Origin of the sequence: Caulobacter vibrioides OR37 (assembly GCF_000372645.1) — a bacterium.
In the GTDB taxonomy this organism is placed as follows: domain Bacteria; phylum Pseudomonadota; class Alphaproteobacteria; order Caulobacterales; family Caulobacteraceae; genus Caulobacter; species Caulobacter vibrioides_E.
This window is the reverse complement of record NZ_APMP01000001.1, coordinates 574,695-596,361: the sequence shown is the minus strand read 5'-3', so window position 1 is coordinate 596,361 and position 21,667 is coordinate 574,695. Positions and strand designations below refer to the sequence as shown.

The following is a 21,667-nucleotide window of genomic DNA, read 5'->3' as shown; positions in this document are numbered from 1 at the left end:
CTTGGTTCCGGCATTTTGAGAAAATGCCGAACGCCGCGCGACGTGCGGGCGCTCGACGATATCGCGAACACTGTCGGTCTTCGTCGCGACCGACCAGCTCAGCGTTGCGGCGTGCTTTCACGCGCGGGCGTGGCCGGCGATACCCGCCCGCTCGATCGTCGATGGCACCGGCAGCAGGATGTTGGCTGTACGCGACGCTTCGACGACGGCAGTCGCGATGGCGAAAGTGGCATCGGTCGCCGCTATTGGACTCGGGTGTCGTGCTGGCCACCTTGTCCGCTGTCGTACTCAACCTGCTTTACAACGGTCTGGAGCCTGGCCCGGTCGAATGACCGGGCGCTCCTGTGCCAGTCGTGCTGAGCGTCGCCTTTTTGGAGGGGAGGCAGGGTCGGCTGATGGTGCGCTGCGGTCGAACTGTCTTGCGCTCCCGCGGGACGCTAAAGGAAGCCCCTGTTCCAGGCCACGAGCGGTCGGGCGGGGGAGAGCGTGCTCTCCTTCGCGGTGACGATCAGGATCGAGTGCGTGCCGGCGTCGGCGACGCTGTCGATGACGCAATGCGCGCGAGCGAGGCCGCCCAGATAGGTGGGCGGAGCCTCCTGAGACAGCCGCCAGCGTTCAGGCGAGAAGCGTTCCGAGGCGCGAGCGGAGCTGGCATAGCGCCAGGCTTCGTCCTGGTCGTCGGCGCTGAGCAGGGTCACGCCGCACTCGGCCGCGGCCGCCAAGGCGTCGTGGCACCCCGCCTCCTTGCGGACGCAGAACAGGAAGCGGGGCGGCTCGACCGAGAGCCCCGTGATCGAGCTGACGAGCAAGCCGCGCGGGGTGTCTCCATCCCAGCAGGAAATAATGGCGACGCCGCCCGCCAAGTGGGCCAAGACCTCCTTAAAGTCAGCCTGCTTTGGGAAATCGGCCTGGGCTGGCGCGGCGGACCGCGATGGCGAGGCGGCGTCATAGGCCATGGCTCAGCTCGCCACGGCGGTCGGGTTGGCGTCACGCTCGGCGACCCGCTGGCGGACCAGCGGGATCAGGTCGCGGCCATAGCCGATGGCGTCCTCGACCGGATCGAAGCCCCGGATCAGGAAGGTCGAGACCCCCAGGTCGTAGTAATCCAGCAGGCTCTCGGCGACCTGCTCGGGCGTGCCGACCAGACCGGTGGAGTTGCCTTGCGCGCCGGTGACGGCGGCGACGCCGGTCCACAGGCGCTTGTCGAGTCGCGAGCCCTGGGCGGCGGCGTCCAGCAGGCGCTGCGAGCCGGCGTTGGGCGGGCGATGGCCGCTGGTCGGCAGGCCGGCCGCTTCACGCAGGGCCTTGGTGCGCTCGACGATCTCGTCGGCGCGCTTCCAGGCGGCTTCTTCCGTGTCGGCGATCACCGGGCGCAGCGACAGCGAGAAGCGGACCTGGCGACCGTGCTTGGCGGCGGCGGCGCGCACGCGGGCGATCGTCTCGCGCACCTGGGCCTGGGTCTCGCCCCACAGCGCGAAGATGTCGGCGTGCTTGCCGGCGACCGGAATGGCCGCCTCCGACGAGCCGCCAAAATAGATCGGAATGTGCGGCGCCTGTAGCGGCTTCACCGCGCCAAAGCCCTGGTCGACCTTGTAATACTTGCCCTCGTAGTCGAACGGCTTGTCGCCGGTCCACTCGGCGCGGACGATGTCCAGGTACTCGCTGGTGCGGGCGTAACGCTCGTCCTTGGTCAGGTGGTCGCCGTCCTTGGCGAGCTCCTCGTCCGAGGCGCCGGTGATGATGTGCACCGCCACGCGACCGCCGGTGAAGTGGTCCAGGGTCGCCAGCTGCCGCGCGGCCAGGGTCGGTTGGGTGAAGCCGGGCCGGTGAGCGATCATGAAGTTCAGCCGCTTGGTCACCGAGGCGGCGTGCGCCACGACCAGCTGGCTTTCCGGACCCGTCGAGTGGAAGGCGACCAGCGCGCGGTCGAAGCCGCCGTCCTCATGCACGCGGGCGGTCTTCTCGACATAGGCCACGTCGATGGCTGGACCGGTCGGCGGGTGGATCTCGGAGGCGTGTTGCGTGCCGATGAAACCGATGAATTCGACGCTCATGGCGTTCTCCAATGGGGTGGGGTGAATGTTAGGGCGTGGCTCGCTCGACGATGAGCGAGGAGTTCTGAGGCGGGTTATGAGCAAGGCTCATCAGGCGGTGACGGGCGCGGCCTCCTTTCGCAAGGCGCGGACGACCGAGGGGCGCGCGAAGGCGCGGGCGGCCTTGGCGCTCCAAGCTGGATAAAGGGCGGTGTCGATCGACCGGCGCTCGGCCCAGCGCCAGATGACCAGGGCGTAGGCGTCGACGACGCTGAAGCCATCGCCCAGCAGCCAAGGTCCGGGACCTTGGGCCAGGCGCTCGATGTCGGCCAGGGTGCGCGCGAACCGGGCTTCCCCAGGCGTCGCCAGCGCGGCCTTGGTCGCTTCGTCGTCGGCGTAGCGCTCCGGCCGCGCGATTTGGGCGAAGGCGACGTGCACCGTGCTGGCGAACCAGCTCATCACCTCGTAGGCCTTGGCCAGTTTCAGCGGGTCGGCTAGCGGCAGGAGCTCGCTGTGGGGGTAGCGATGGGCGAGGTAGGTCAGAATGGCCAGGACCTCGGTCACCGGCTGGCCGTCGACCACAAGGGTCGGCACGCGACCGCGAGGATTGACCTTCAGGTATTCCGGCTTGCGCTGATCGCCGGCGGCTAGGTCCAGGCGGTGGCCGACATAGGGGATGTCGAGCTCCTCCAGCGCCACGAGGGGCGCGAGGGATGAGGAGCCGGGCGCGAAATAGAGTTGCAGGGTCATCGCTGGCCTCAGATCACGTAGAAGCCGTGCGTGCCGTCGCGGGCCAGCTGGTCGACCAGGCCGAACTCCCAGTCGAGATAGGCCTGCATGGCTTCGGCGGCGTTGTCCGTGCCCTCGTAGGGGCGCTTATAGATATCCGTCGGGGCGTTGGCGGCGCGGGTCAGACCCGTTTCCAGAGCGCGACCCGCGGCGATCCAAGCCTCCGTGCCGCCGGCCAGAACTCGGATCGGTCGATCGGTGAGGGCTTCCAGCTCAGGCGCGGCCAGGGTCGCCAGGGCGCCGTCGGGAGACGTCAGGACGATGGTCTTGTTCGGTGGGACCTGGGTCACGGCGACATCGAGCTGGGCGCGGATCGCGAACCAGGCCCCTGGGACGTGGCCCTTGCGGTGGACCGGACTGGGCGCCAGGTCGACCACCACGACCGCCTCGTCGGCGATGGCCTGGGCCAGGTCGCGCGGCGAGATGGTCTCGACCTCGGGGAGGGCGGGCAGGCTGGGCGTCCAGGTCCCGCGCTCCAGAGCGCCATCGAAGCCGTCTTCCAGCACGTAGACCTCCCAGCCCAGTTGAGCCAGCCACGAGGCGGTCATGTCCGCGCGGGGACCGAGGTCATCGGCCAGCACGATGCGGCCGCCCCGGACCGGCGAGAAGACATCGGTCTCCTGGACGAGCTGGCCACCGGGCGCGGAGCGGAAGCCGGGGATGTGGCCGGCGACGTATTCGTCGGGCGTCCGGACATCGAAGCGATAGAGGGTGCGGTCGATGTCCTTGGCCAGATCGGCCAGCCCTTGGGCGTCCACCCTGCGCACGCCAGCGCGATAGGCCACGTCGCGGGCGCGAGCGCGGGCTTCCTCCAGCGTCTGCTCGCCCACGCTGGGGAACTTGCGGCTTTGGCCATGCTCGAGCGTCTGCTGGGCCAGGGTCCAGCCGATGGTGCCGTTGCGCAGGGCGAAGACGGGGTTGGGCAGCCCCGCGTTCACCAGCGACTGGGCGCCGATCAGGCTGCGCGTGCGGCCAGCGCAGTTGACGATGATGGTCGTGGACGGGTCCGGCGCCAGTTCGCGCGCCCGCAGCACCAGCTCCGCGCCCGGCGTGCTGATGCCGCCCGGGATGCTCATGGTGGCGTATTCCTCGAAGCGGCGCGCGTCGAGGATGACCTGGTCAGCCTTGGCGTCGATCCGCGCCTTGACCTCTTGGGCCGGAAGCGAGGGCGTGTGGCGTCGCGCCTCGACCAGCTCGCCGAACGCCTTGCTGTAGGAATTGACGTCCTGGAACAGCTCGTAGCCGGCCGCCCGCCAGCCGGCGAGGCCGCCTTGCAGGGCGTGAACGTTCGTGTAGCCCAGCGCCGCCAGCCGCTCGGCCGCTGGCGCCACCAGCCCCTCGGCGTCATCGTAGAGCACGATCTTGGTCGCCTTGCGGGGGACGCGATCGAGGATCTCGATCTCCAGCCGGCTTAGAGGCAGCTGTGAGGCGAACAGCGGATGGGCCTTGGCGAACGGGTCCTCCTCGCGCAGGTCCAAGAGGGCGATTTCGCGCCGGGCGATCAGGTCGCGGCGCACCTCGTGCGGCGTGATCAGGGGCAGGGTCATTCGGCGGCTCCATAGGCCAGGGCGCTGGCGCGATCGAACAGTAGAGGCGGCGGAACGTCGGCGTAGCCGGAGATGAAGGTCTTGGGCTTGCCCTCGGCGTCGTAGGTCGAGCGCTTCACCGTCCCGATGTCGGCGCCATAGACGTGGATGCTGATCGAGGTCCGATCCTCGAAGGCGTTGGCGACGCGGTGTATGTCGCCGACGGTCGGCGAGACGGCTTCGACCTGACCGGGCTCCAGACGGTGAACCCGGCCCAAGGCCTTCAGCGCGCCATTCGTGCGCTCATAGGCCTGGGACAGCTCGGCCCCGCGCAGGACGCCGATCAGGCCCCAGACCGTATGGTCGTGAACCGGCGTGGCTTGCCCCGGTCCCCAGACGAAGCTGACCACCGAGAACCGCGCGGCCGGGTCGCGATGCAGCAGATACTGCTGGTAGCGCGTAGGATCCGGCAGGCTTTGCGCTTCGGGCAGCCAGTCGTCCTGGGCCACGAGTTCGGCCAGCAGGGCGCCGCCCTCGCGCAGGATAACCGCCTCGTCGTCGGTGCGATCCAGCAGCGCGGAGAGGTCGGCGACGAAGTCGGACAGGCGATGGGGGCGATGCTGGCTCATGGATCACAGCGCGTATTTGAGGGTGACGAGGTAGGTCCGAGGATCCGGGAAGTTGAGGTAGTAGATCCCGGTGGACGGCGTGTAGGTGGAGCTCACGGCCTTCTGGGAATTGAGGATGTTCCGCACCGAAAGACTGACGGCCCAGCGCGGGTCGGGCGTGGTCCAGGTCGCCACGCCGTTCAGGAAGCCTTGCGCGGGTATGTTGTTCTGGCCGCCGGCGGCCGGCGTGGCGCTGGTGACGATGCCGCTCTGCCATTGGGCGTTGAGGCCAAGACGCAGTGAGCCCGGAATGTCGAGCGCCGGATCGTAGGTCAGGCCGCCCGAGACGCTCCAGCGCGGCGAGTTCAAAAGGCGATTGCCGTCTGCGTTGACGCCCGCGCCGCCGGCGCCCTTGTAGTCGTCATAGATCGCGTAAAGCCATCCGACGCTGAACTGAGCGCCCAGGCGCTCGGTCGGGCGCGCGTCGGTCTCGAGCTCGACGCCATAGGTGTGGGCCTTGCCGGCGTTGCCCCGGCGGCTGCCGACATAGGCCGGGTCGTAGAACGAGACCTGCAGGTCCTGATAGTCGTTGTAGAAGGCCGCGAGGTTCGCCCGCAGGCGCTGGTCGAAGAGCTGGCTCTTCAGACCCGTCTCGTAGGTGGTCACGTGCTCCGGCGAGAAGGGCAGGGTGGCCAGGTCGAGGCGCGTGGCGCGATTGTCGAAGCCGCCCGACTTGAAGCCCTGCGAATAGCTGACGTACTGCAGGATGTCTGGCGTCCACTGGAACTGCGCCGAGACCTTGGGCGTGATCGCCGACCAGATCTTGTCGGCCTTGCCCTTGATCGACTGCGACACGACCTGGCCCGCCAGGTTCAGCCCCTTGTTGTCGAAGACGAATGCCTTCTCCTCGTTGGTCCAGCGCAGGCCGCCGGTCAGGGATAGCCGTTCGGTCGCCTTCCAGGTCGCCTCGCCGAACACGGCGTAGGCGTCCGTATTGGTGATGTTGTGCGCCCGGGCGAAGTTGTAGTTGCCGGGCGTGACCGTCGGATCGGTCGCCTGGGCGTTGCGGCGGCTGTAGCCGTCACGCTGCACGAAGAAACGTTCGTGCAGATAGAAAAGGCCGCTCGTGAAGGTCAGCGCGCCGAAGTCGCCGTTCAGCTGCAGTTCCTGGGTGGCGTACTGGTCGTTGTAGTGGATCAGGTTCTTCTGGATCAGCGCCGCCTCGCCGTCGTTATCGTAGGCGACGGGATTGAGGTTGAAGCCGCCGTAGGAACTGATCGACTTGAGCTTCAGCTGGTTGGTCAGCTCATACTGCACGCGCAGCGCGATGCTGGCCTGGTCGAGATGCTGGACGGGCTCGACTTCGGAATACGAACGATCCTTGCGGAAGACGCCGCCCGGCTGATTGACGGGGATATAGGCGCGGGTGTCGCTGCGGTCGCGCAGGGCGTTCACCGTCAGCAGGGCGTCCAGCCGGTCAGTCGGCGTCCAGCGCAGCTTGGCCCGGAAGGCGTCGAGATCGATGCGGTTGACGTCGTGGTTCAGCGTCGGGTCGAAGGTGACGCCGTCGCGCTTGTGGTGGATGTACGAGAAGCTGCCGGCGAGCTTGTCCTGGACCAGCGGCCCCTCGATCAGCGCGCGGACATCGACCGCGCCGTAGTCGCCCAGGCCCACCTCGGCCTTGGCGCGCGGGGTCTGGCCCGGATCGCGGGTGATGACGCGAAGAGCGCCGGCGCTGGAGTTGCGGCCATAGAGCGTGCCTTGCGGGCCGCGCAGGACCTCGATCCGCTCCAGGTCGTTGAACTCGACCATCGAGCCGATCTGGCGCGGGATGTAGACGTCGTCGACATAGACGGCCAGCACCGGCTCCTGGATCGGATCGGCCTCGCCGACGCCGCGCAGGGCGTAGGTCTGGGTGGTGTGGCTGATCGTGACGCGGCTGATCGACAGGTTCGGGATCTGGCCCGACAGGTCGCGGATGTTGTCGATCTTGCGATCCGCCAACACCTGCTGGCCGAAGGCCGAGATGGCGATGGCGGTCTTCTGCAGGTCCGTCGCGCGCCGTTCGGCGGTGACGATCACCTGCTCGACGGCGGGCGCCGCGCCGTCGAAGGCGGACGTGGGCTCCGCGGCTTCGGCCACGTCGAACACGGCCAGGCTGGAGGTGACAAGCAACAGATTTCGCAGGTGGCGATGGTGCATATTTATCCCCGATTTATTTAATAGGGATTGTGCATCTGCTTGATCGCTCCTCAATGAATATAAAATCCTCGAGCGGACAGATTTGCTTAAATCGTCAATGCTGATGATCTATATTCAAGTTTCTCATTCTATTTCAGGTAAGACGTGAGGCGGTCGTCCCATAGCGGTTTGACCTCGACGCGCGCCGGAATGATCTTCGCGGCGGCGAAGGTGTCAGCCACGGCCTGCTGGGAGGCGATCGCCGCGTCGCTGATCGGCTCCAGGATCGAAGCGGTGCTGCGTTCGCGGAATTCCTGCTCGTAGTACGCTTGCTTGATGCCCGTGGCTTGGGCCCGAACCCGCGCCCAGCGCACGCCGTCCGCGTTGATCCAGTCGAACACCTTGCGATAACGGCGGACATAGTCGCCGATCGCGGCCAGTCGCGCGGGGTCGTCCAGCGCGTCCTTGGATGCGGCGATCAGATAGTTGCCGGAGAGGATTCCTTGGGCCGTGGTCAGGACCCGGGCGCCGGCTTCCCGCGCTTGATAGACGATCACGCCATAGATGACCCAGGCGTCGAGCGCGCCGCTCTGGAAGGCCGCCAGGCCGTCCTGCGGCGACAGGGCCACGGGCGTGATGTCGCTCCAGGCGAGGCCCGCCTTTTCCAGCAGGCGCAGCAGGATGTAGTGCGAGGTCGTGGCCTTCACATAGCCGATGCGCTTGCCCTTGAGCTGGCTGAAGTCCTTAACCGGCGAGCCTTTGGGCAGCAGCACGACCTGGTTGTTCACGTCGCCGCGCAGCACCCCGACGATCCGCACCTGATTGCCCGGATGACCGGCCACGAAGATCGGTGGGATCTCGCTCATGCCGCCAAAATCGAGCGCCCGCGCATTGATCGCCTCGACGATCAGGTTGCCGCCCGCGAACTGGCTGCGGGCCAACTTGTAGGGCGGCTCGGCGACGCCGGCTTCGGTGAAGAAGCTCTCGGGATTGCCGCGATAGGTCGCCACGCGCAGCGTCAGGTTCGAAAGGTCGCCAGACTTGGCGTCCTTCCGGGGCGAGCAGGCGGTTAGGCCGGTGATCGACAAGCCGGCGATCGACAGGCCGCCGGTCATCAGGTCGCGGCGGGAAAGGGAAAAGCCGGCCATCAGTCGAACAGATCCGGCTCTTCTTCGGCGACGATCTCCCAGTACGGCTGGAAGGCCCAGAAGCCGCCGACTTCCGTACCGACCTGACCGGCCGTGTGCTTGGCGACCTCGGGCGGCATCGGCTTGGTGGGACCGGCCGCCTCGGCCAGCAACTGGGCCTGGCAGGCGTTCTCCAGCGCCAGATAGCGCCACACGGCGGCCTCGACCGATTGGCCGACGGTCAGGATGCCGTGGTTCTGCAGGATCACCGCTTTCTTCGGGCCCAGGGCCTGGGCGATCTTCTTGCCCTCGCTGGTGTCGAGCACGACGCCGGAGAACGCCTCGAACAGGGCGTGGTCCTCGTAGAAGGCGGCCGAGTCCTGGGTCAACGGATCCAGCAGACGGCCCAGCGCCGACCAGGCCTTGCCATACAGCGAGTGCGAGTGAGCGGCGGCGATGACGTCCGGGCGCGCCTCGTGCAGCTGGGAGTGGATGGCGAAGGCCGCTCGGTTCAGGCGGGCGGGGACCTTGGCGGGCGGCTGGACGATCTCGCCCGCATGGCTGACCAGCATCAGGTCCGAGACCTTGATCCGCGAGAAGTGCACGCCGAACGGATTGACCCAGAAGTGGTCGGTCAGCTCGGGATCGCGGGCGGTGATGTGGCCCGCGCCGCCCATGTCGAAGCCGTAGCGGCCGAACAGGCGGTACGAGGCGGCCAGCCGCTGCTTGCGATAGAGCCTCTCTGCTTCGATCGTCGGCTGGCGGGGGATCTCGCGCGAGCCGAACTCGGGCAGCACCGTCTCGATCTTGGCGGGATGCGGCGCGCCGGGCTGGAAGGCCCTGGGCGACGGGATGGCTGTCATGGCGCGATGTCCTTCAATAGCCGCGCGACAGGTCGACGACGCCCGCCAGGGGCTTGCCGGTCCGGAAGCGGGCCAGGTTCTCGGCGAACTGGGTCGCCAGATTGATGCGGGTGTCGGGCGTGTGCACCGAGGTGTGCGGCGACAGCCGAACTCGAGGATGGCCGTAGAAGGGATGGCCTTCCGGCAGCGGCTCGGGATGGGTCACGTCCAAGCTGGCGCGAGCGACGCGACCGTCGTTCAGCGCCGACAGCAGGGCCTCGTCATCGATCAGCGCGCCGCGGGCGATGTTGATCAGATGCAGGCCGGGCTTGGCGTGAAGCAGGAGGTCGCGGTTGACGATCCGCTCGGTCTGCGGCGTCGCGGGGGCGGCCAGCACGACGTGATCGCTGCGCTCGAACAGGGTCTTGAGATCCGCGACGCGCTCCACGCCAGGGACGGGGATCGCCGCGTCGGAGCGGCGGACCGCCAGCACCTTGATCCCCAGCGCCTGGGCGCGCGGCGCCAGGGCCTCGCCAATCGCGCCGAAGCCGACCAGACCCAGGGTCGAGCCCGAGACCAGCTTCAGCTGTTGCGGCGCCCAGCGCTCGGCGGTGTCGATCCAGATGTCGGGCAGGCGCTTGGCCTCCGCCAGGATGGCGGCCAGGGCGAACTCGGCCAGGGCGATTGCGGACGAGCCGCGCGCCGAGGTGACCACCGGCCCTTCGAACAGCCAAGGCGGATAGAAGTCTATGCCGACCGAGACCAGTTGCACCCAGCGCACGTCGAACGGCCAGCCCGGCGGCGGTTGGTCGGGCAGGGTCCCGCCCGCCTTTCGGAACGGCGCGGCGACCAGCACCTTGGCCTTCGGCGGCAAGGGCGCGGTCAGGCCAGGCGGCACCGCCACGATGTCGGCGTCCGCCACGTGCTGGGCGAAGACGCTGTTGAACACCTCCGGCAACTGGCTGGCGACGACGATGCGGCTCATGTCGCGACGCTCGCGAAGGCGGCCCGACCGGCGCTGGTCAGGACGACGTCGGCCTGGGGCGTATGGACCCGACCGCACAGCACGTCGCGATGGTGCCGCTCCAGCGGGTTGGCGCGGGTCAGGCCCGGATTGCCGGTCAGCTTCAGCGCTTTTTCGACGACCGTGATCGCGTTCTCGGTGACCAGGTGCTTGACCAGGCTGGCCTCCACGCCGCCGACCTCGCCGCGCGCGGCGGTGTCGAGCAGGACGCGGTTGGACAGCAGCAGGCCGTCGATCTCGCCGACGGCTTCCTGGAAGCGCGGCAGGGTCGAGAGCGAAGCGCCGAGGTTGGCCGGCTTGCGCTCGATCAGGAAGGCGACCAGCCAGTCGCGCGCCGCGCGCGCCACCGCGTCGTATATGGCCGAGGTCAGCACGGACGACCACGCCGCGAAGCTGGCCGGGTAGGGCGGCGGCGCGCCCAGCGGTTGCGGGTCCAGAGCGTGGTCCAGCGGGACCAGGACGTCCTCGAACACCACGTCATGGCTGGCGCTGGCGCGAAGACCCAGGTGGTCCCAGGTCTCCTCGATCACCACCCCCGGCGTATCGGCGCGGACCAGCCAGCCGCCGACCAGCGGCTCGGCGTCGTCGCTGCGCGCCCAGACCACGAACCAGGTCAGGTTGGTCGAACCGGTCGAGTAGATCTTGCGTCCGCTGATCCGCCAGCCCTCTGGCGTGCGGCGGGCGATCGTCGCCGGCAAGCCGCCGCGGGCGGGCGTGCCCAGGTCGGGCTCGACGCGCAGGGCGTTGATCAGGGCGCCGTGCTCGATGGCCTCGTCGATCACGCGTTTCTTGAGGTGCTCGGGCCAGCCCGAGCGGCCTTCGACCGAGGCATGGAACAGGTACTGCATGACCAGGACCAACGCCGTGGCCGGCTCGCCGCGCGCCACCGCCGAGACGACCTTCAAGGCGGTCGGCAGGTCTGCTTCCAGTCCGCCGAGCCGCGCTGGCGCCGTCAGGGCCAGGAGGCCGGCCTCGTGAAGCAGCCTGAAGTTCTCGGCCGGAAAGCTGGCCTCGCGATCATGCAGGGCGGCCGTGGCGGCGAAGGCTCGGGTGAGCTCGGGCAGGATAGCGTCGAGGTCTGGCAGGCTGGCCTGCGGTTCGAAGCGGCGGACCGGCGCGTTCACAGCACCACCTCGCCGGTGGGGAAGGCGACCAGATGTCCCTCGCCCTGGGTCGGCGCGGCCTCGACGCCCAGATGCCCCAGCAGGCGCCGTCGGATCGCCTGAAAGCGAGCGTCCGGCGCGCGTGGACGCTCCAGCGTGATCTGCTCCTCGGCGGCGATCCGGCCCTTGTCGAGCACCAGAACGCGGTCGGCCAAGGCGACGGCTTCGTCCACATCATGGGTGACGAGCAGAACGGCCGGGCTATGCTCGCGCCAGAGCGACAGGACGAGGTCGTGCATCTTCAGGCGGGTCAGGGCGTCGAGTGCCGCGAAGGGCTCGTCGAGCAGCAGGAGACCGGGTTCGCGGACCAGGGCCCGCGCCAGGGCCGTGCGCTGGGCCTCGCCGCCGGACAGAGTGGCGGGCCAAGCGTCCAGGCGGTGGCCGAGGCCCACCTCCTTCAAGGCCGCCTCGGCCCGGGACCGGACATTCCCGCCCGAGAGGCCGAGCGCGACGTTACGCCAGACCTTCTTCCACGGCAGCAGCCGCGCGTCCTGGAAGACCACGGCGCGCGCATCCGGCGTGTGGACGTCCTGGTCGCCGACGGCGTCCAGGCCCGCCAGCGTGCGCAGCAAGGTGGTCTTACCCGAGCCGCTGGCGCCGAGCAGGGCGACGAACTCGCCGGGCGCGATCGACAGGTTCAGGCCATCGATGACGGTATTGTCGCCGAAGCGGCGCATGAAGTTGCGCAGGCGAACCGCCGGCTCGACGCCAGACGCGGCGGCGGTCGAGCGAAGGCGCGGCTGAAGGGCGGCCATGGTCATTGCTCCACGAGGCTAGGACGCCACGCCAGCGCCTTGCGCTCCAGCGTGCGAACGAGGGTGTCGGCGCCGAGGCCGAGCAGGGCGTAGACGACGAGGCACACGACGATGATGTCGGTGCGCATGAAGTCGCGGGCGTTGTTGACGAGGTAGCCAAGGCCCGCTTGAGCGTTGATCTGCTCGGAGATCACCAGCACCAGCACCGAGACGCCCAGGGCGTAGCGCAGGCCGACGAAGAACGAGGGCAGGGCGCCGGGCAGGATCACTTCCCGCACCAGGCTCCAGCCCCGAAGGCCAAAGCTGCGCGCCGCCTCCACCAACCGCACGTCGACCCCGCGGATGCCGGAAAAGAGGTTGAGGTACAGAGGGAAGGTGGCGGAGACCGCGATCAGAGCGATCTTGGGCGTCTCGCCGATGCCGAACCAGACGATGAACAGCGGCGTCAGAGCCAGGACCGGAATGGTCCGGTTGATCTGCATCACCGGGTCGACCAGCGTCTCGCCCCAGCGGGAAAGGCCCGAGACCAGGCCCAGCGTCACGGCGACGACGAGCGCGATCGACAGACCCGCGCCCGCCCGCGCCAGAGAGACGGCGAGGTTCCTGGGGAGCTCGCCGGACGCGGTCAGGCTCCAGAAAGTCTCCAGGACAGTGGAGGGCGCGGCGAGGATGCGCGGCGGGATCACGCCGATCCGCGCTCCGAGCTCCCACAAGAGCAAAAGGGCCACGGGCGAAAGCCAGCGGGCGCGCGACAGGCTTGGCCACCGCCATGGCCTGGCTTCAGAAATTCTGTAGGTCGTCGCCAGAGACACTGGGTCTGTCCTTCGCTGGAAACCGTTGCGACGTGTTCGTCGCGGGTCCAAAGAAGGACGCCTAATTCCTACTCGATCAATAGACTTATCCTCACGGGTCTTATTAGCAAATCTCAAGAGGGCGCGGATGGTCACCAACCTGCCGACCGAATTGCTGCGAAGCTTCGTCGCGATCGTCGACTCCGGCTCGATGCTGCGCGCGACCGAAAAGGTGTTCGTCACCCAGTCGGCGCTCAGCCTGCAGATGAAACGGCTTGAGGAGACGGTGCTGACGCCGCTCTTCCACCGAGAAGGGCGGCGGCTGATCCTGACGCCGGCCGGTCAGGCGCTATTGCCCCGTGCCCGTGAAATCCTGGCTCTGAACGATAAGGCCGTCGTGGCGCTGACCGGCGACGCTTTGGCGGGCCCGGCGCGCGTGGGCCTGGTGCAGGACTTCGCCGAAACCCTGCTGTCGGGCGTGCTGGCCAGGTTCGCCAGCCTCAATCCCGATACGCAACTGCATGTCCGCGTGGCCGGCTCGCCCGAGCTGCTCGGGCTGCTCGAGGCCGATCGTCTCGACGTCGTGCTCTGCATGGGGGCGGCCGATGACCCCCGCGCGGTCCAGGTGACGCCGATGGTCTGGCATGGCGAGGCCGCGCTGGCCGAAAGCGCCGTGCTGCCGATCGCCATTCTGGAGACGCCCTGCCGGTTCCGCGACGCGGCCTTGGCCGCGCTCGAGCGGGATGGCCGGCCCTATCGCGTGGCGATGGAGACGCCCAGCCTGTCGGCCCTCCGGGCGGCGGTGCAGGCGGGTCTGGCCGTGACCTGCCGCACCGCGCTGTTCTTGCCCGAGCGAACGCCACTGGCCGGCAATCGCCTGCCGCCGCTGCCCGATGTCGCCTACGTCCAGCGGGTCAACGCCTCGCCCCATTCGGCCATCGACAAGCTGGCCCAGCTGGTTCACGCCGCCGCCCTGGCGCTTTAGCGGTCGAGATCGGCGAGAACGGTCTGCGCGACCGCGGCCGCCTGTCCCCGGATGTCCGGCACGGCGATGATCTCCCAATGGGCCGCGCGGGTCGAGGGACCCACGGCGAAGAGGCGCGCGCTAGGCTGGCCCGTGGCGTCTCGCAGGCGATTGTCGTCGTCCAGATCGAACCCAAGTCCCAGCGGGTCGGGGCGCGCCAGGCCTTGCCGGACGAGATCGCGCACCAGGTCATCGCTGGCGGCGAGGATATCGCCGGTGGGCCCCGTGCAGTTGATCACCCGGACGGCCCGAAAGGCGTAGCCCGTCTTGCCGCCCCGCGCGCGGTACTTGCAGATCGCATGGCCGTCGGCGTCGACGCGCATTTCACGGATCTTGCCGGCGGCGATCACCAGTTGGCCGCTGGCCAGCATGGCGTCGATGCGGTCGGCGACCTCCGGAGCCAGGCGGTGTCGGTGGATGTCCCAGAAGGGTCGGGCATGGCGCAGAAACGCCTGCCGGCGGCGCGATGACCAGCTTCGCCACAACGCCTGGGTCACGGGGCGGACGGCGTCGACCGCCGTGCGCCAACCGCGCTCGCGCGCGGCGTGCTTCAGCCAGGTTATCAGCGCCACCGGCGACAGGTCGCTCGGCGGCGCGGGGCAGGGGCTCGGCGCGCCCTTGTGGCGCAGCGGCGCCAGGCCTCGCCGCGACAAGGCCAGCATCGGACGGCCCGGCTGGGCGTCGTCCAGCGACAGGGCGACATCGACCATGGTCAGGCCCGTGCCGATCAGCATGACCGAGCCTTCCGGCAATTCGCTGGCGCGCCATCGCCAGGGGTCGGCGATATAGGCTTCTGACGCGGCGACGGCCTCATCGACGCCTTGCGGCCGCGAGGGCGGCGGATTGCCCAAAGCCAGGATCACCGCGTCCGCGTCGTAGCGCCGGCCAAGGGCCGTGGTCAGCCGCCAGCCTTGCCCTGAAGGCGCGACGCCGACGATCGCATCCGGATTGACGACGAGGCGACCCAGGCCTTCGGGGCCTTCGGCGATCTCCGCGATCTGCGCCTGAAGATAGCGGCCATAGTCGGCGCGACTGGCGAAGCCGCCGGGACCGACGTCCAGGCCCTGACCGGCAAGCCAGGTCACGAAGTGATCCGGGCGATCGGGCCAAGCGCTCATATTGCCCGCCCGCACATTCAGCTTGTGGCTCGGATTGTGGGTCGAATAGGCGGCGCCGAGACCCACGGGCGCGCGCTTTTCGAAAAGCAGAACCTTCGCCGCGCGGCTTCGCGCCAGCAGGTTGAGGGTGGTCATGACCCCGCTGAAGCCCGCCCCGACGACGGCGATGATCGGCGTTGGAGAGCGGTCCATGATCGAAACTCTATAAATTTACTGGGATTTTGTGCGCGATCGCCTCGCCCAAGACAAGTCGCCTTCGCGGATATGCGCGCGCCTCAAGCGTCTTATGATGACAAAAGATATATAAAACTCTGATTTTGCTCAGAGAAATACTCCATCGCGAGGTTGGCCGCCCCGCGCCATGGTCGCCGTGTCGACGCTCCAAGGGGCGGAGCCGAACGCCGATGACCATGGAACGCCCGCGGGAGCGGGTGGGGGATAGTTCTTTGATCTTGCCTGAACGCTTCAACACGTCTCGATGGCGCGCCGCGCTTTTGGCCTGCGCCTCGGTCGCCGCCATCGCGGGACCCGGCCAAGCTGCCGAAACCACGGCGGCGGCTCCGGCCGCGGTCGCGGACTCCGAGGGCGCCAACGCCGTCGAGGGCGTGATCGTCACCGGCGTGCGCGGCGCTCGCCGCACGGTCGCCGACAGCCCGGCGCCGGTCGACGTCATCGGGGGCGAGCAGTTGCTGACCACCGGCAAGGTCGGGCTGAAGGAGGTGCTCAACACCCTGATCCCGTCGTTCAACCTGCCGGGCGTCAATGGCGGCGGCACCTCGTGGACGGTGCGCGCCATCACCCTGCGCGGCCTGAACGGCGACCAGGCTCTGTTCCTGGTCAACGGCAAGCGCCGCCACACCACGGCGCTGATCAACAATCTGGCGCGCGTGGGGCGCGGCGGTGTTCCGGTCGATCTCGACTTCATTCCGGCCTCGGCCATCGCGCGGATCGAGGTGCTGCGCGACGGCGCCTCGGCGCAGTACGGCTCGGACGCGATCGCTGGCGTCGTGAACATCATCCTCAAGGACGACGTCGACGAGCGCTCGTTCAGCTACACCGGCGGGCAGAACTATCTCGGCGATGGCGACACTCGATCGGCGACGCTGAACTGGGGACGGCCGCTGGGCGACAACGGCGGCTTCCTGCATCTGGCCTTGAACTGGAAGAACAACGAGGCCGCCAGCCGGTCCGTCCCCTCGCGCGCCCAGTACATCTACCAGCCCACGGTCAGCACCGTGAACGGCGTGACCACGGTGACGCCCGATCCGCGCGACGCCACGGCCGACCGCTACTTCTGGGGCAGGAGCTATGGGCCGGGCGAGGAGGACATCCTGGCGGCGTCCTACAACGCCGAACTGCCGTGGCGGGATCTCAAGCTCTACGCCTCCGGGACGCTCAGCCATCGGTCGTCCAAGAAAAATACCGGCAGCTTCCTGCCGAACCTCGCGCCGGTCACGGGCGTCACGGCGGGACGGCCGCTGAACCGCAACTCGCTGCCGGAGGTCTATCCCGACGGTTTCAACGCGCTGCGCCGGATCTTCGAACTGGATTTCCAGAGCAGCTTCGGCGCGCGGGGCGAGACGGCGGGCTGGGACTGGGACCTGTCGACCACCCTGGCTCAGGACCACGCGCAGCTCGACGGCGAGAACACGCTGAACGCCACGCTGGGACCGTCCAGCCCGACCTACTTCCATCTCTCAACCCACGAGTTCCGGCAGTGGACCAACAATCTCGATGTAACGCGCGAGATCACCGGTTGGCTGAAGAATCCGCTGCAGGTCTCCTGGGGCCTTGAGCACCGCTATGAGCGGTTCCTGATCGAGGCCGGGGACGAGGCCTCTTACATCGTCGGAAATTACGTGATCCCCGCCGGCCAGCCGTTCGCGGGCCTCCGGCCGAACCCAGGCCTGGCCTCCTACGCCGGCACGGCGCCCGAGGACGCCGGCTCGGCCAGCCGCAACAGCGGCGCGGCCTATGTCGATCTCGGGACCAACCTGACCAGGACCTGGTACGTCGGCGTCGCCGGACGCTACGAGCGCTACGGCAAGGGCGTGGGCGACACGACCAGCGGCAAGCTGACGACGCGTTGGGAGTTCCTGCCCGGCTACGCCGTGCGCGCCACGGTCAGCAACGGCTTTCGCGCGCCGTCGCTGGGCCAGACCATCTTCGCGACCTCGACGATCAACGGCAGCCTCTGCGCCGCCGCGCCCAACAACATCTTCCGTGGCGCGCCGTGCACGCCCGGAGAGTACCTGACCTTCCCGACCAAGGTGCTACGCACCGACAGCGTCGAGGCGAAGGCCCTGGGCGCCGAGCCGCTGAAGCCGGAGACGTCGACCAACTATAGCTTCGGCCTGACCGCCGAGCCGTTCGCGGGCCTTCGGCTGACGCTGGACTCGTATCAGATCGACATCGACGACCGGATCGTCGACACAAGCAATCTCGACCTTTCGGTCACCCAGCTGGCGTCGCGCGCGGATCTGGCGCCGCTGCTGGCCAGGTTCCCGCAAGGCCTGACGGCGACCTACTACACCAACGCCGTCTCGACCCGCACCACCGGGACCGATTTCGTCGCCGAATATGGCGTCAATCTGGGCGAGCTCGGTCGCCTGAATCTCAACGCGGCCTACGCCTTCAACAAGACCAAGATCACCAAGTTGAAGGCGACGCCGGCGGTGCTCAAGGCGGTCAATCCGAACCTCGTCCTGTTCGACCGCCAGAAGATCGCCGACCTGACCGTCGGCACGCCGCGAGAGAAGATCATTCTTGGGGCCCAATGGCTGCGTGGCGCCTGGAATGTCGGCCTGCGCAACACCCGCTACGGCCGCTACACCGAGGCGGGAACCTCGGCGAGCCTGGACCGCACCTTCAGTCCGAAGTGGATCACCGACCTCGATATCGGCTGGCAGGTCCGAGAGGCGACCAATATCGCCATCGGCGCCAACAACCTGTTCGACAAGCATCCCGACAAGATCGGGATCATCAACACCGACCAGGGGACAGGGCAGTTCGGGACCTTCTCGCCCTTCGGCATCACCGGCGGCTACTACTACGCCCGCCTGACTCAGCGGTTCTGAGGAGGGCGCGATGGACAGACGTCAGCTCATCGCCGGTCTCGCCCTCGGGGGGCTCGCCGCCTCGCTCGCGGCGTGCGCCAAGGGTAGCGGCCAGCCGGTCCTGAAGGTCGGCAGCCAGCGCGGCGGCGCCAAGGCGATCCTGCTCGCGTCGGGCGCGTTGGAGGGCGCGACCTACCGCGTCGAGTGGAGCGAATTCCCCGCCGCGGCGCCGCTTCTCGAAGCTTTGTCGGCCGGCGCGATCGATCTCGGCGAAGCCGGCGACGCGCCGTTCCTCTTCGCCTATGCGGGCGGCGCTAAGATCAAGGCCGTGCAGGCGGGACAAAGCGGGGGCGCCGGAACGGCGATCCTGGTCCGCAAGGACTCGCCGATCGCAACCCCCGCCGATCTCAAAGGGCGCAAGATCGCCACGGGGCGCGGCTCCATCGGCCACTATCTGCTCCTGCGGGTGCTGGAGAACGCCGGGCTCAAGCCCGCCGACGTGACGCTGGTCTATCTGACGCCCGGCGACGCCAAGGCCGCGTTCACGGCGGGATCGATCGACGCTTGGGTCACCTGGGGCTCTTACATCGCCCTGGCCAGGTTGCATGACGCGGCCCGGATCCTGGCCGATGGGACGGGCGTGATCAGCGGCTTCGGCTATGAGGCAGCCAGCGAGCGGGCCATCGCCGACAAGCGTCCGCAGGTCGAGGATTTTCTGCGACGCCTGGCCAAGGCTCGTCGCTGGGCGGCCGCTAATCCGGAGGCCTTCGCCAAGGTGCTGTCGCGCGAGACAGGGCTGTCGGAGGAGATCGCCCTCTACACGGTGCGCAACTACCGCCTGCTGCCGACGCCGATCGGCGAGGCCTCGGTCGCCGAATCCAGAGCGGTGCTCGACCGCTTCCGCGCGGGCGGGGCGATCAGCGGCGCGCGCGATCCCGCCGGCGCGTTCGACGCCTCGTTCAACGGGACGCTGTCATGAGCGAGCCCCTGTCTCTCGCGACGGACGTTCTGGTGATCGGCGGCGGCCTTGCTGGCGCCTGGGCGGCCGTGGCGGCGGCTCAAGCTGGCGCGGACGTCGTCCTGGTCGACAAGGGCTATTGCGGGACTAGCGGCGTCACCGCCACCGCCGGTCCCGGCCACTGGTGGGTCCCGCCCGAGCGGCGCGAGGCGGCCGTCGCCGACCGTGTGCAGCGCGCCTTGGGGCTGGGCGACCCCGAGTGGATGCGACGCATCCTCGATCTGACCTGGACCAGCCTGCCCAAGCTTTCGGCCTACTACGATTTCTCGACCGACGAGGCGGGCCAGGTCCAGCATCGCGCTCTGCGCGGGCCCGAGTACATGGCGGCGATGCGCGCCTACGCCTTGGCGTCCGGGGCTCGCATTCTGGACCACCACCCGGCGTTGCAGCTGCTGCGGCATGGCGATGGCTCGATCGCCGGAGCCACGGGGCTCTCACTACGCGGCGAGACACCCTGGACCATTCGCGCGGGCGCCGTGGTCATCGCGACCGGCGGAGTCGCCTTCGCATCCCGCCTGCTGGGCGCGGCGACCAACACCGGCGATGGCTTGCTGATGGGGGCGGAGGCGGGCGCCGACCTCTCCGGAATGGAGCTCTCGAACTACTACACCCCATCCGTCGCCGGCACGAACATGGCCCGCTCGATGGCCTACAGCTTCGCCCGCTGGTTCGACGCCGACGACAACGAACTCGACATTCCGAACGGACCGGACGTCACGCCGCACCTGGCGCGAGCGCTGCTGAGGGGGCCGCTCTTCTGCCGGCTGGATCGCGTGCCCGAAGACATCCGGGCGATCATGCCCCAGGTGCAGCCGAACTTCGTCCTGCCGTTCGACCGCATGGGGATCGACGCCTATCGCGACCGCTTCGAGGTTACTCTGCACGCCGAAGGCACCGTGCGCGGGATCGGCGGGCTCCGGGTCGACGACCAGGACTGCCAGACAGCGGTTTCCGGCCTCTATGTCGCCGGCGACGCCGCCAGCCGCGAGCTCGTCACCGGCGCCATCTCCGGCGGGGGCGCGGTCAACTCTTCCTGGGCGCTGTCGTCCGGCCAATGGGCGGGCGCGGCGGCGGCCAGGCGCGCAAGGGCGCTCGGAGCTCGCGCCGACGCCCTGGTGATCGCGACGGGACAGGCCGGCCTCTCACCCCGTCGCAAGGCCGGCGACTTTGACGCCGCCGGCGCGATCCAGGCGGTGCGCGAGGAGCTCAACGCCTACGACAAGAACATCTTCCGACGCGGCGAGGCGCTCACGGCTTCCTTGGAGCGCTTGGACGGCGTCTGGCGTGAACTATCCGATCATGGCCAGGCGAAGGGGAGGGCGGCGCTGCGCCTTCGGGAGGCCGCCGCCTTGGTGGCGGCCGGACGTTGGAGCAAGGCGGCGGCCCTGGCCCGCCGCGAAAGCCGAGGAATGCACCGCCGCGAGGACGCGCCGGCGCCCGACGCGCGCCTGGCCAGTCGCCAGCGGGCGCAAGGCCTCGACCGCGTCTTCACACGCTTCGAGACGCCGCCGGCTCAAGCGGAGGTCGCTTGATGATAGAGGTCATCGTCGAAGACCGCTGCACCGGCTGCGGCGATTGCGTGGAGGCCTGCCCCAGCGACGTGCTGCGGGTGGGAGAGGGCGGCAAGGCGGTGATCGCCCATCAAGCCGACTGCCAGACCTGCCTGCTGTGCGAACTCTACTGCCCAGCCGACGCCCTGTTCGTCTGGCCCGAGGTCGATCGGGTGATTGGCGTGACCGCCGAGCAGGCCTTGGCCTCCGGCCAGATGGGCGCTTTCCGCCGCGACCACGGCTGGGGCGAGCACGCCGCCACCCACACCAACCAACACTGGCGGATGGGGGCGATCTTCGAGCGCGCTCGCCTGCTGGCGATCGAAACCGCCGCCGCCCAAAACCCCTCCAACACCGCTCGCCACGAGGATATCCGATGAGCAAGAGCCTGAAGGAGCGCCTGGCCGATCTCCACGCCGAACGCGAGCGCACCTGGGATCCGGCCGCCCTGAAGATCAATGTCGATCAGAGGCGCACTCTGGTGGAGACCGCCGATGCCGCGCGCTGGGTCCAGGTCGGCCAGCGTCTTGAGTCCTTCGTCCTGAAGGACGTCGAAGGCGGCGACCTGTCGCTGGAGCGGCTGCTGGAGCGCGGCCCGGCGGTGCTGGTGTTCTTCCGCTTCGCCGGGTGTCCGGCCTGCAACATCGCGCTGCCGTACTACGAAGAGCGCCTGGCGCCGGGCCTTCGCGACCTGGGCGCGACGCTCGTGGCGGTTAGTCCGCAGGTCCCCGAGCGGCTCGTGGACATTAAGATCCGCCATGGCCTGAGCTTCAAGGTCGCCTCCGACCTGGGCAACGCCCTCGGTCGCCGGTTTGGCATTCTCTACACCGCCGACGAGGCCAGCCAGTCGGCCCAACGCGCCAAGGGCGCCTTCATCGGCGAGACCACGGGCACGGGGACCTGGGAGCTGCCCCAACCAGCCGTCGTCATCATCGACCATGAGCGCGTCGTCCGCTTCGTCGACGTCAGCCCCGACTGGCTGGTCCGCACCGAGGCCGAGCCCGTGCTGGAGGCCGTCCGCGACATCACCCTGGTTCCCGCCGAATAGATCGGAGATTTGTC

Annotated in this window: 19 protein-coding genes; 6 read left to right on the top strand and 13 right to left on the bottom strand. The window is 68.7% G+C overall.

Annotated elements, in window-relative coordinates; all coding sequences use genetic code 11:
• Positions 1-437 precede the first annotated feature (437 nt).
• From OR37_RS02695 to OR37_RS02640, 12 genes are all read right to left on the bottom strand, one after another.
• Entirely contained in the window at positions 438-956 is a 519-nt protein-coding gene (locus OR37_RS02695; RefSeq protein WP_004615639.1) for a flavin reductase family protein, read from the bottom strand.
• Positions 957-959: 3 nt separating this feature from the next.
• Complete coding sequence (locus OR37_RS02690; RefSeq protein ID WP_004615638.1) at positions 960-2,054, bottom strand: LLM class flavin-dependent oxidoreductase; 1,095 nt, start codon at positions 2,052-2,054, stop codon at positions 960-962.
• 90 nt (positions 2,055-2,144) lie between these two features.
• Positions 2,145-2,783 carry a glutathione S-transferase family protein gene (locus OR37_RS02685; protein WP_004615637.1) on the bottom strand — a complete coding sequence of 213 codons (639 nt, stop codon included), beginning with the start codon at positions 2,781-2,783 and terminating at the stop codon, positions 2,145-2,147.
• A gap of 8 nt (positions 2,784-2,791) precedes the next feature.
• A complete protein-coding gene (locus tag OR37_RS02680; RefSeq protein WP_004615636.1) occupies positions 2,792-4,369 on the bottom strand; it encodes a rhodanese-like domain-containing protein in 1,578 nt (525 codons plus the stop codon).
• Positions 4,366-4,977 carry a hypothetical protein gene (locus OR37_RS02675; protein WP_004615635.1) on the bottom strand — a complete coding sequence of 204 codons (612 nt, stop codon included), beginning with the start codon at positions 4,975-4,977 and terminating at the stop codon, positions 4,366-4,368. The genes OR37_RS02680 and OR37_RS02675 overlap by 4 nt, the downstream gene beginning before the upstream one ends.
• 3 nt (positions 4,978-4,980) lie before the next feature.
• Positions 4,981-7,158: a TonB-dependent receptor gene (locus OR37_RS02670; RefSeq protein WP_004615633.1), complete on the bottom strand. Its 2,178-nt coding sequence runs from the start codon at positions 7,156-7,158 to the stop codon at positions 4,981-4,983.
• Between the two features lie 128 nt (positions 7,159-7,286).
• Complete coding sequence (locus OR37_RS02665; protein WP_004615632.1) at positions 7,287-8,285, bottom strand: ABC transporter substrate-binding protein; 999 nt, start codon at positions 8,283-8,285, stop codon at positions 7,287-7,289.
• Positions 8,285-9,127 (bottom strand): class II aldolase/adducin family protein, encoded by an 843-nt coding sequence (locus OR37_RS02660; RefSeq protein ID WP_004615631.1) that lies wholly within the window; start codon positions 9,125-9,127, stop codon positions 8,285-8,287. Before OR37_RS02660 ends, OR37_RS02665 begins: the two co-directional genes overlap by 1 nt.
• Positions 9,128-9,140: 13 nt before the next feature.
• Positions 9,141-10,091, bottom strand: a complete 951-nt coding sequence (locus OR37_RS02655; protein WP_004615630.1) for a D-isomer specific 2-hydroxyacid dehydrogenase family protein — start codon at positions 10,089-10,091, stop codon at positions 9,141-9,143.
• Complete coding sequence (locus OR37_RS02650; protein WP_004615629.1) at positions 10,088-11,254, bottom strand: acyl-CoA dehydrogenase family protein; 1,167 nt, start codon at positions 11,252-11,254, stop codon at positions 10,088-10,090. The genes OR37_RS02655 and OR37_RS02650 overlap by 4 nt, the downstream gene beginning before the upstream one ends.
• Positions 11,251-12,048, bottom strand: a complete 798-nt coding sequence (locus tag OR37_RS02645; protein WP_004615628.1) for an ABC transporter ATP-binding protein — start codon at positions 12,046-12,048, stop codon at positions 11,251-11,253. Before OR37_RS02645 ends, OR37_RS02650 begins: the two co-directional genes overlap by 4 nt.
• 2 nt (positions 12,049-12,050) lie before the next feature.
• On the bottom strand, positions 12,051-12,776 hold the full coding sequence (locus OR37_RS02640) for an ABC transporter permease subunit (RefSeq protein WP_235046532.1): 726 nt from the start codon (positions 12,774-12,776) through the stop codon (positions 12,051-12,053).
• Between the two features lie 211 nt (positions 12,777-12,987).
• On the opposite strand from OR37_RS02640, the gene OR37_RS02635 reads away from it, so the two are divergent.
• On the top strand, positions 12,988-13,824 hold the full coding sequence (locus OR37_RS02635; protein ID WP_004615626.1) for a LysR substrate-binding domain-containing protein: 837 nt from the start codon (positions 12,988-12,990) through the stop codon (positions 13,822-13,824).
• Here OR37_RS02635 and OR37_RS02630 read toward each other — a convergent pair.
• Complete coding sequence (locus tag OR37_RS02630; RefSeq protein WP_004615625.1) at positions 13,821-15,173, bottom strand: FAD/NAD(P)-binding protein; 1,353 nt, start codon at positions 15,171-15,173, stop codon at positions 13,821-13,823. The genes OR37_RS02635 and OR37_RS02630 overlap by 4 nt on opposite strands.
• Positions 15,174-15,427: 254 nt before the next feature.
• Here OR37_RS02630 and OR37_RS02625 point away from each other — a divergent pair, with 254 nt between their 5' ends.
• The 5 genes from OR37_RS02625 to OR37_RS02605 are packed head-to-tail and all read left to right on the top strand — an operon-like array spanning position 15,428 to position 21,653.
• The gene (locus tag OR37_RS02625) at positions 15,428-18,058 is read left to right on the top strand and encodes a TonB-dependent receptor plug domain-containing protein (RefSeq protein ID WP_235046531.1); all 2,631 of its coding nucleotides are present in this window, start codon (positions 15,428-15,430) and stop codon (positions 18,056-18,058) included.
• A 10-nt stretch (positions 18,059-18,068) separates the two neighbouring features.
• Complete coding sequence (locus OR37_RS02620; RefSeq protein WP_004615622.1) at positions 18,069-19,016, top strand: ABC transporter substrate-binding protein; 948 nt, start codon at positions 18,069-18,071, stop codon at positions 19,014-19,016.
• The gene (locus OR37_RS02615) at positions 19,013-20,587 is read left to right on the top strand and encodes an FAD-dependent oxidoreductase (protein ID WP_004615620.1); all 1,575 of its coding nucleotides are present in this window, start codon (positions 19,013-19,015) and stop codon (positions 20,585-20,587) included. The genes OR37_RS02620 and OR37_RS02615 overlap by 4 nt, the downstream gene beginning before the upstream one ends.
• Positions 20,587-20,985: a 4Fe-4S dicluster domain-containing protein gene (locus OR37_RS02610; protein ID WP_004615618.1), complete on the top strand. Its 399-nt coding sequence runs from the start codon at positions 20,587-20,589 to the stop codon at positions 20,983-20,985. Before OR37_RS02615 ends, OR37_RS02610 begins: the two co-directional genes overlap by 1 nt.
• A complete protein-coding gene (locus OR37_RS02605) occupies positions 20,982-21,653 on the top strand; it encodes a peroxiredoxin-like family protein (RefSeq protein ID WP_004615617.1) in 672 nt (223 codons plus the stop codon). Before OR37_RS02610 ends, OR37_RS02605 begins: the two co-directional genes overlap by 4 nt.
• Positions 21,654-21,667 lie beyond the last annotated feature (14 nt).

What these genes read in the sequence shown, in the direction of transcription:
- OR37_RS02695 (WP_004615639.1), bottom strand. Translation starts at nt 956, where the DNA reads ATGGCCTATGACGCCGCCTCGCCATCGCGGTCCGCCGCGCCAGCCCAG.
- OR37_RS02690 (WP_004615638.1), bottom strand. Translation starts at nt 2,054, where the DNA reads ATGAGCGTCGAATTCATCGGTTTCATCGGCACGCAACACGCCTCCGAG.
- OR37_RS02685 (WP_004615637.1), bottom strand. Translation starts at nt 2,783, where the DNA reads ATGACCCTGCAACTCTATTTCGCGCCCGGCTCCTCATCCCTCGCGCCC.
- OR37_RS02680 (WP_004615636.1), bottom strand. Translation starts at nt 4,369, where the DNA reads ATGACCCTGCCCCTGATCACGCCGCACGAGGTGCGCCGCGACCTGATC.
- OR37_RS02675 (WP_004615635.1), bottom strand. Translation starts at nt 4,977, where the DNA reads ATGAGCCAGCATCGCCCCCATCGCCTGTCCGACTTCGTCGCCGACCTC.
- OR37_RS02670 (WP_004615633.1), bottom strand. Translation starts at nt 7,158, where the DNA reads ATGCACCATCGCCACCTGCGAAATCTGTTGCTTGTCACCTCCAGCCTG.
- OR37_RS02665 (WP_004615632.1), bottom strand. Translation starts at nt 8,285, where the DNA reads ATGGCCGGCTTTTCCCTTTCCCGCCGCGACCTGATGACCGGCGGCCTG.
- OR37_RS02660 (WP_004615631.1), bottom strand. Translation starts at nt 9,127, where the DNA reads ATGACAGCCATCCCGTCGCCCAGGGCCTTCCAGCCCGGCGCGCCGCAT.
- OR37_RS02655 (WP_004615630.1), bottom strand. Translation starts at nt 10,091, where the DNA reads ATGAGCCGCATCGTCGTCGCCAGCCAGTTGCCGGAGGTGTTCAACAGC.
- OR37_RS02645 (WP_004615628.1), bottom strand. Translation starts at nt 12,048, where the DNA reads ATGGCCGCCCTTCAGCCGCGCCTTCGCTCGACCGCCGCCGCGTCTGGC.
- OR37_RS02635 (WP_004615626.1), top strand. Translation starts at nt 12,988, where the DNA reads ATGGTCACCAACCTGCCGACCGAATTGCTGCGAAGCTTCGTCGCGATC.
- OR37_RS02630 (WP_004615625.1), bottom strand. Translation starts at nt 15,173, where the DNA reads ATGGACCGCTCTCCAACGCCGATCATCGCCGTCGTCGGGGCGGGCTTC.
- OR37_RS02620 (WP_004615622.1), top strand. Translation starts at nt 18,069, where the DNA reads ATGGACAGACGTCAGCTCATCGCCGGTCTCGCCCTCGGGGGGCTCGCC.
- OR37_RS02615 (WP_004615620.1), top strand. Translation starts at nt 19,013, where the DNA reads ATGAGCGAGCCCCTGTCTCTCGCGACGGACGTTCTGGTGATCGGCGGC.
- OR37_RS02610 (WP_004615618.1), top strand. Translation starts at nt 20,587, where the DNA reads ATGATAGAGGTCATCGTCGAAGACCGCTGCACCGGCTGCGGCGATTGC.
- OR37_RS02605 (WP_004615617.1), top strand. Translation starts at nt 20,982, where the DNA reads ATGAGCAAGAGCCTGAAGGAGCGCCTGGCCGATCTCCACGCCGAACGC.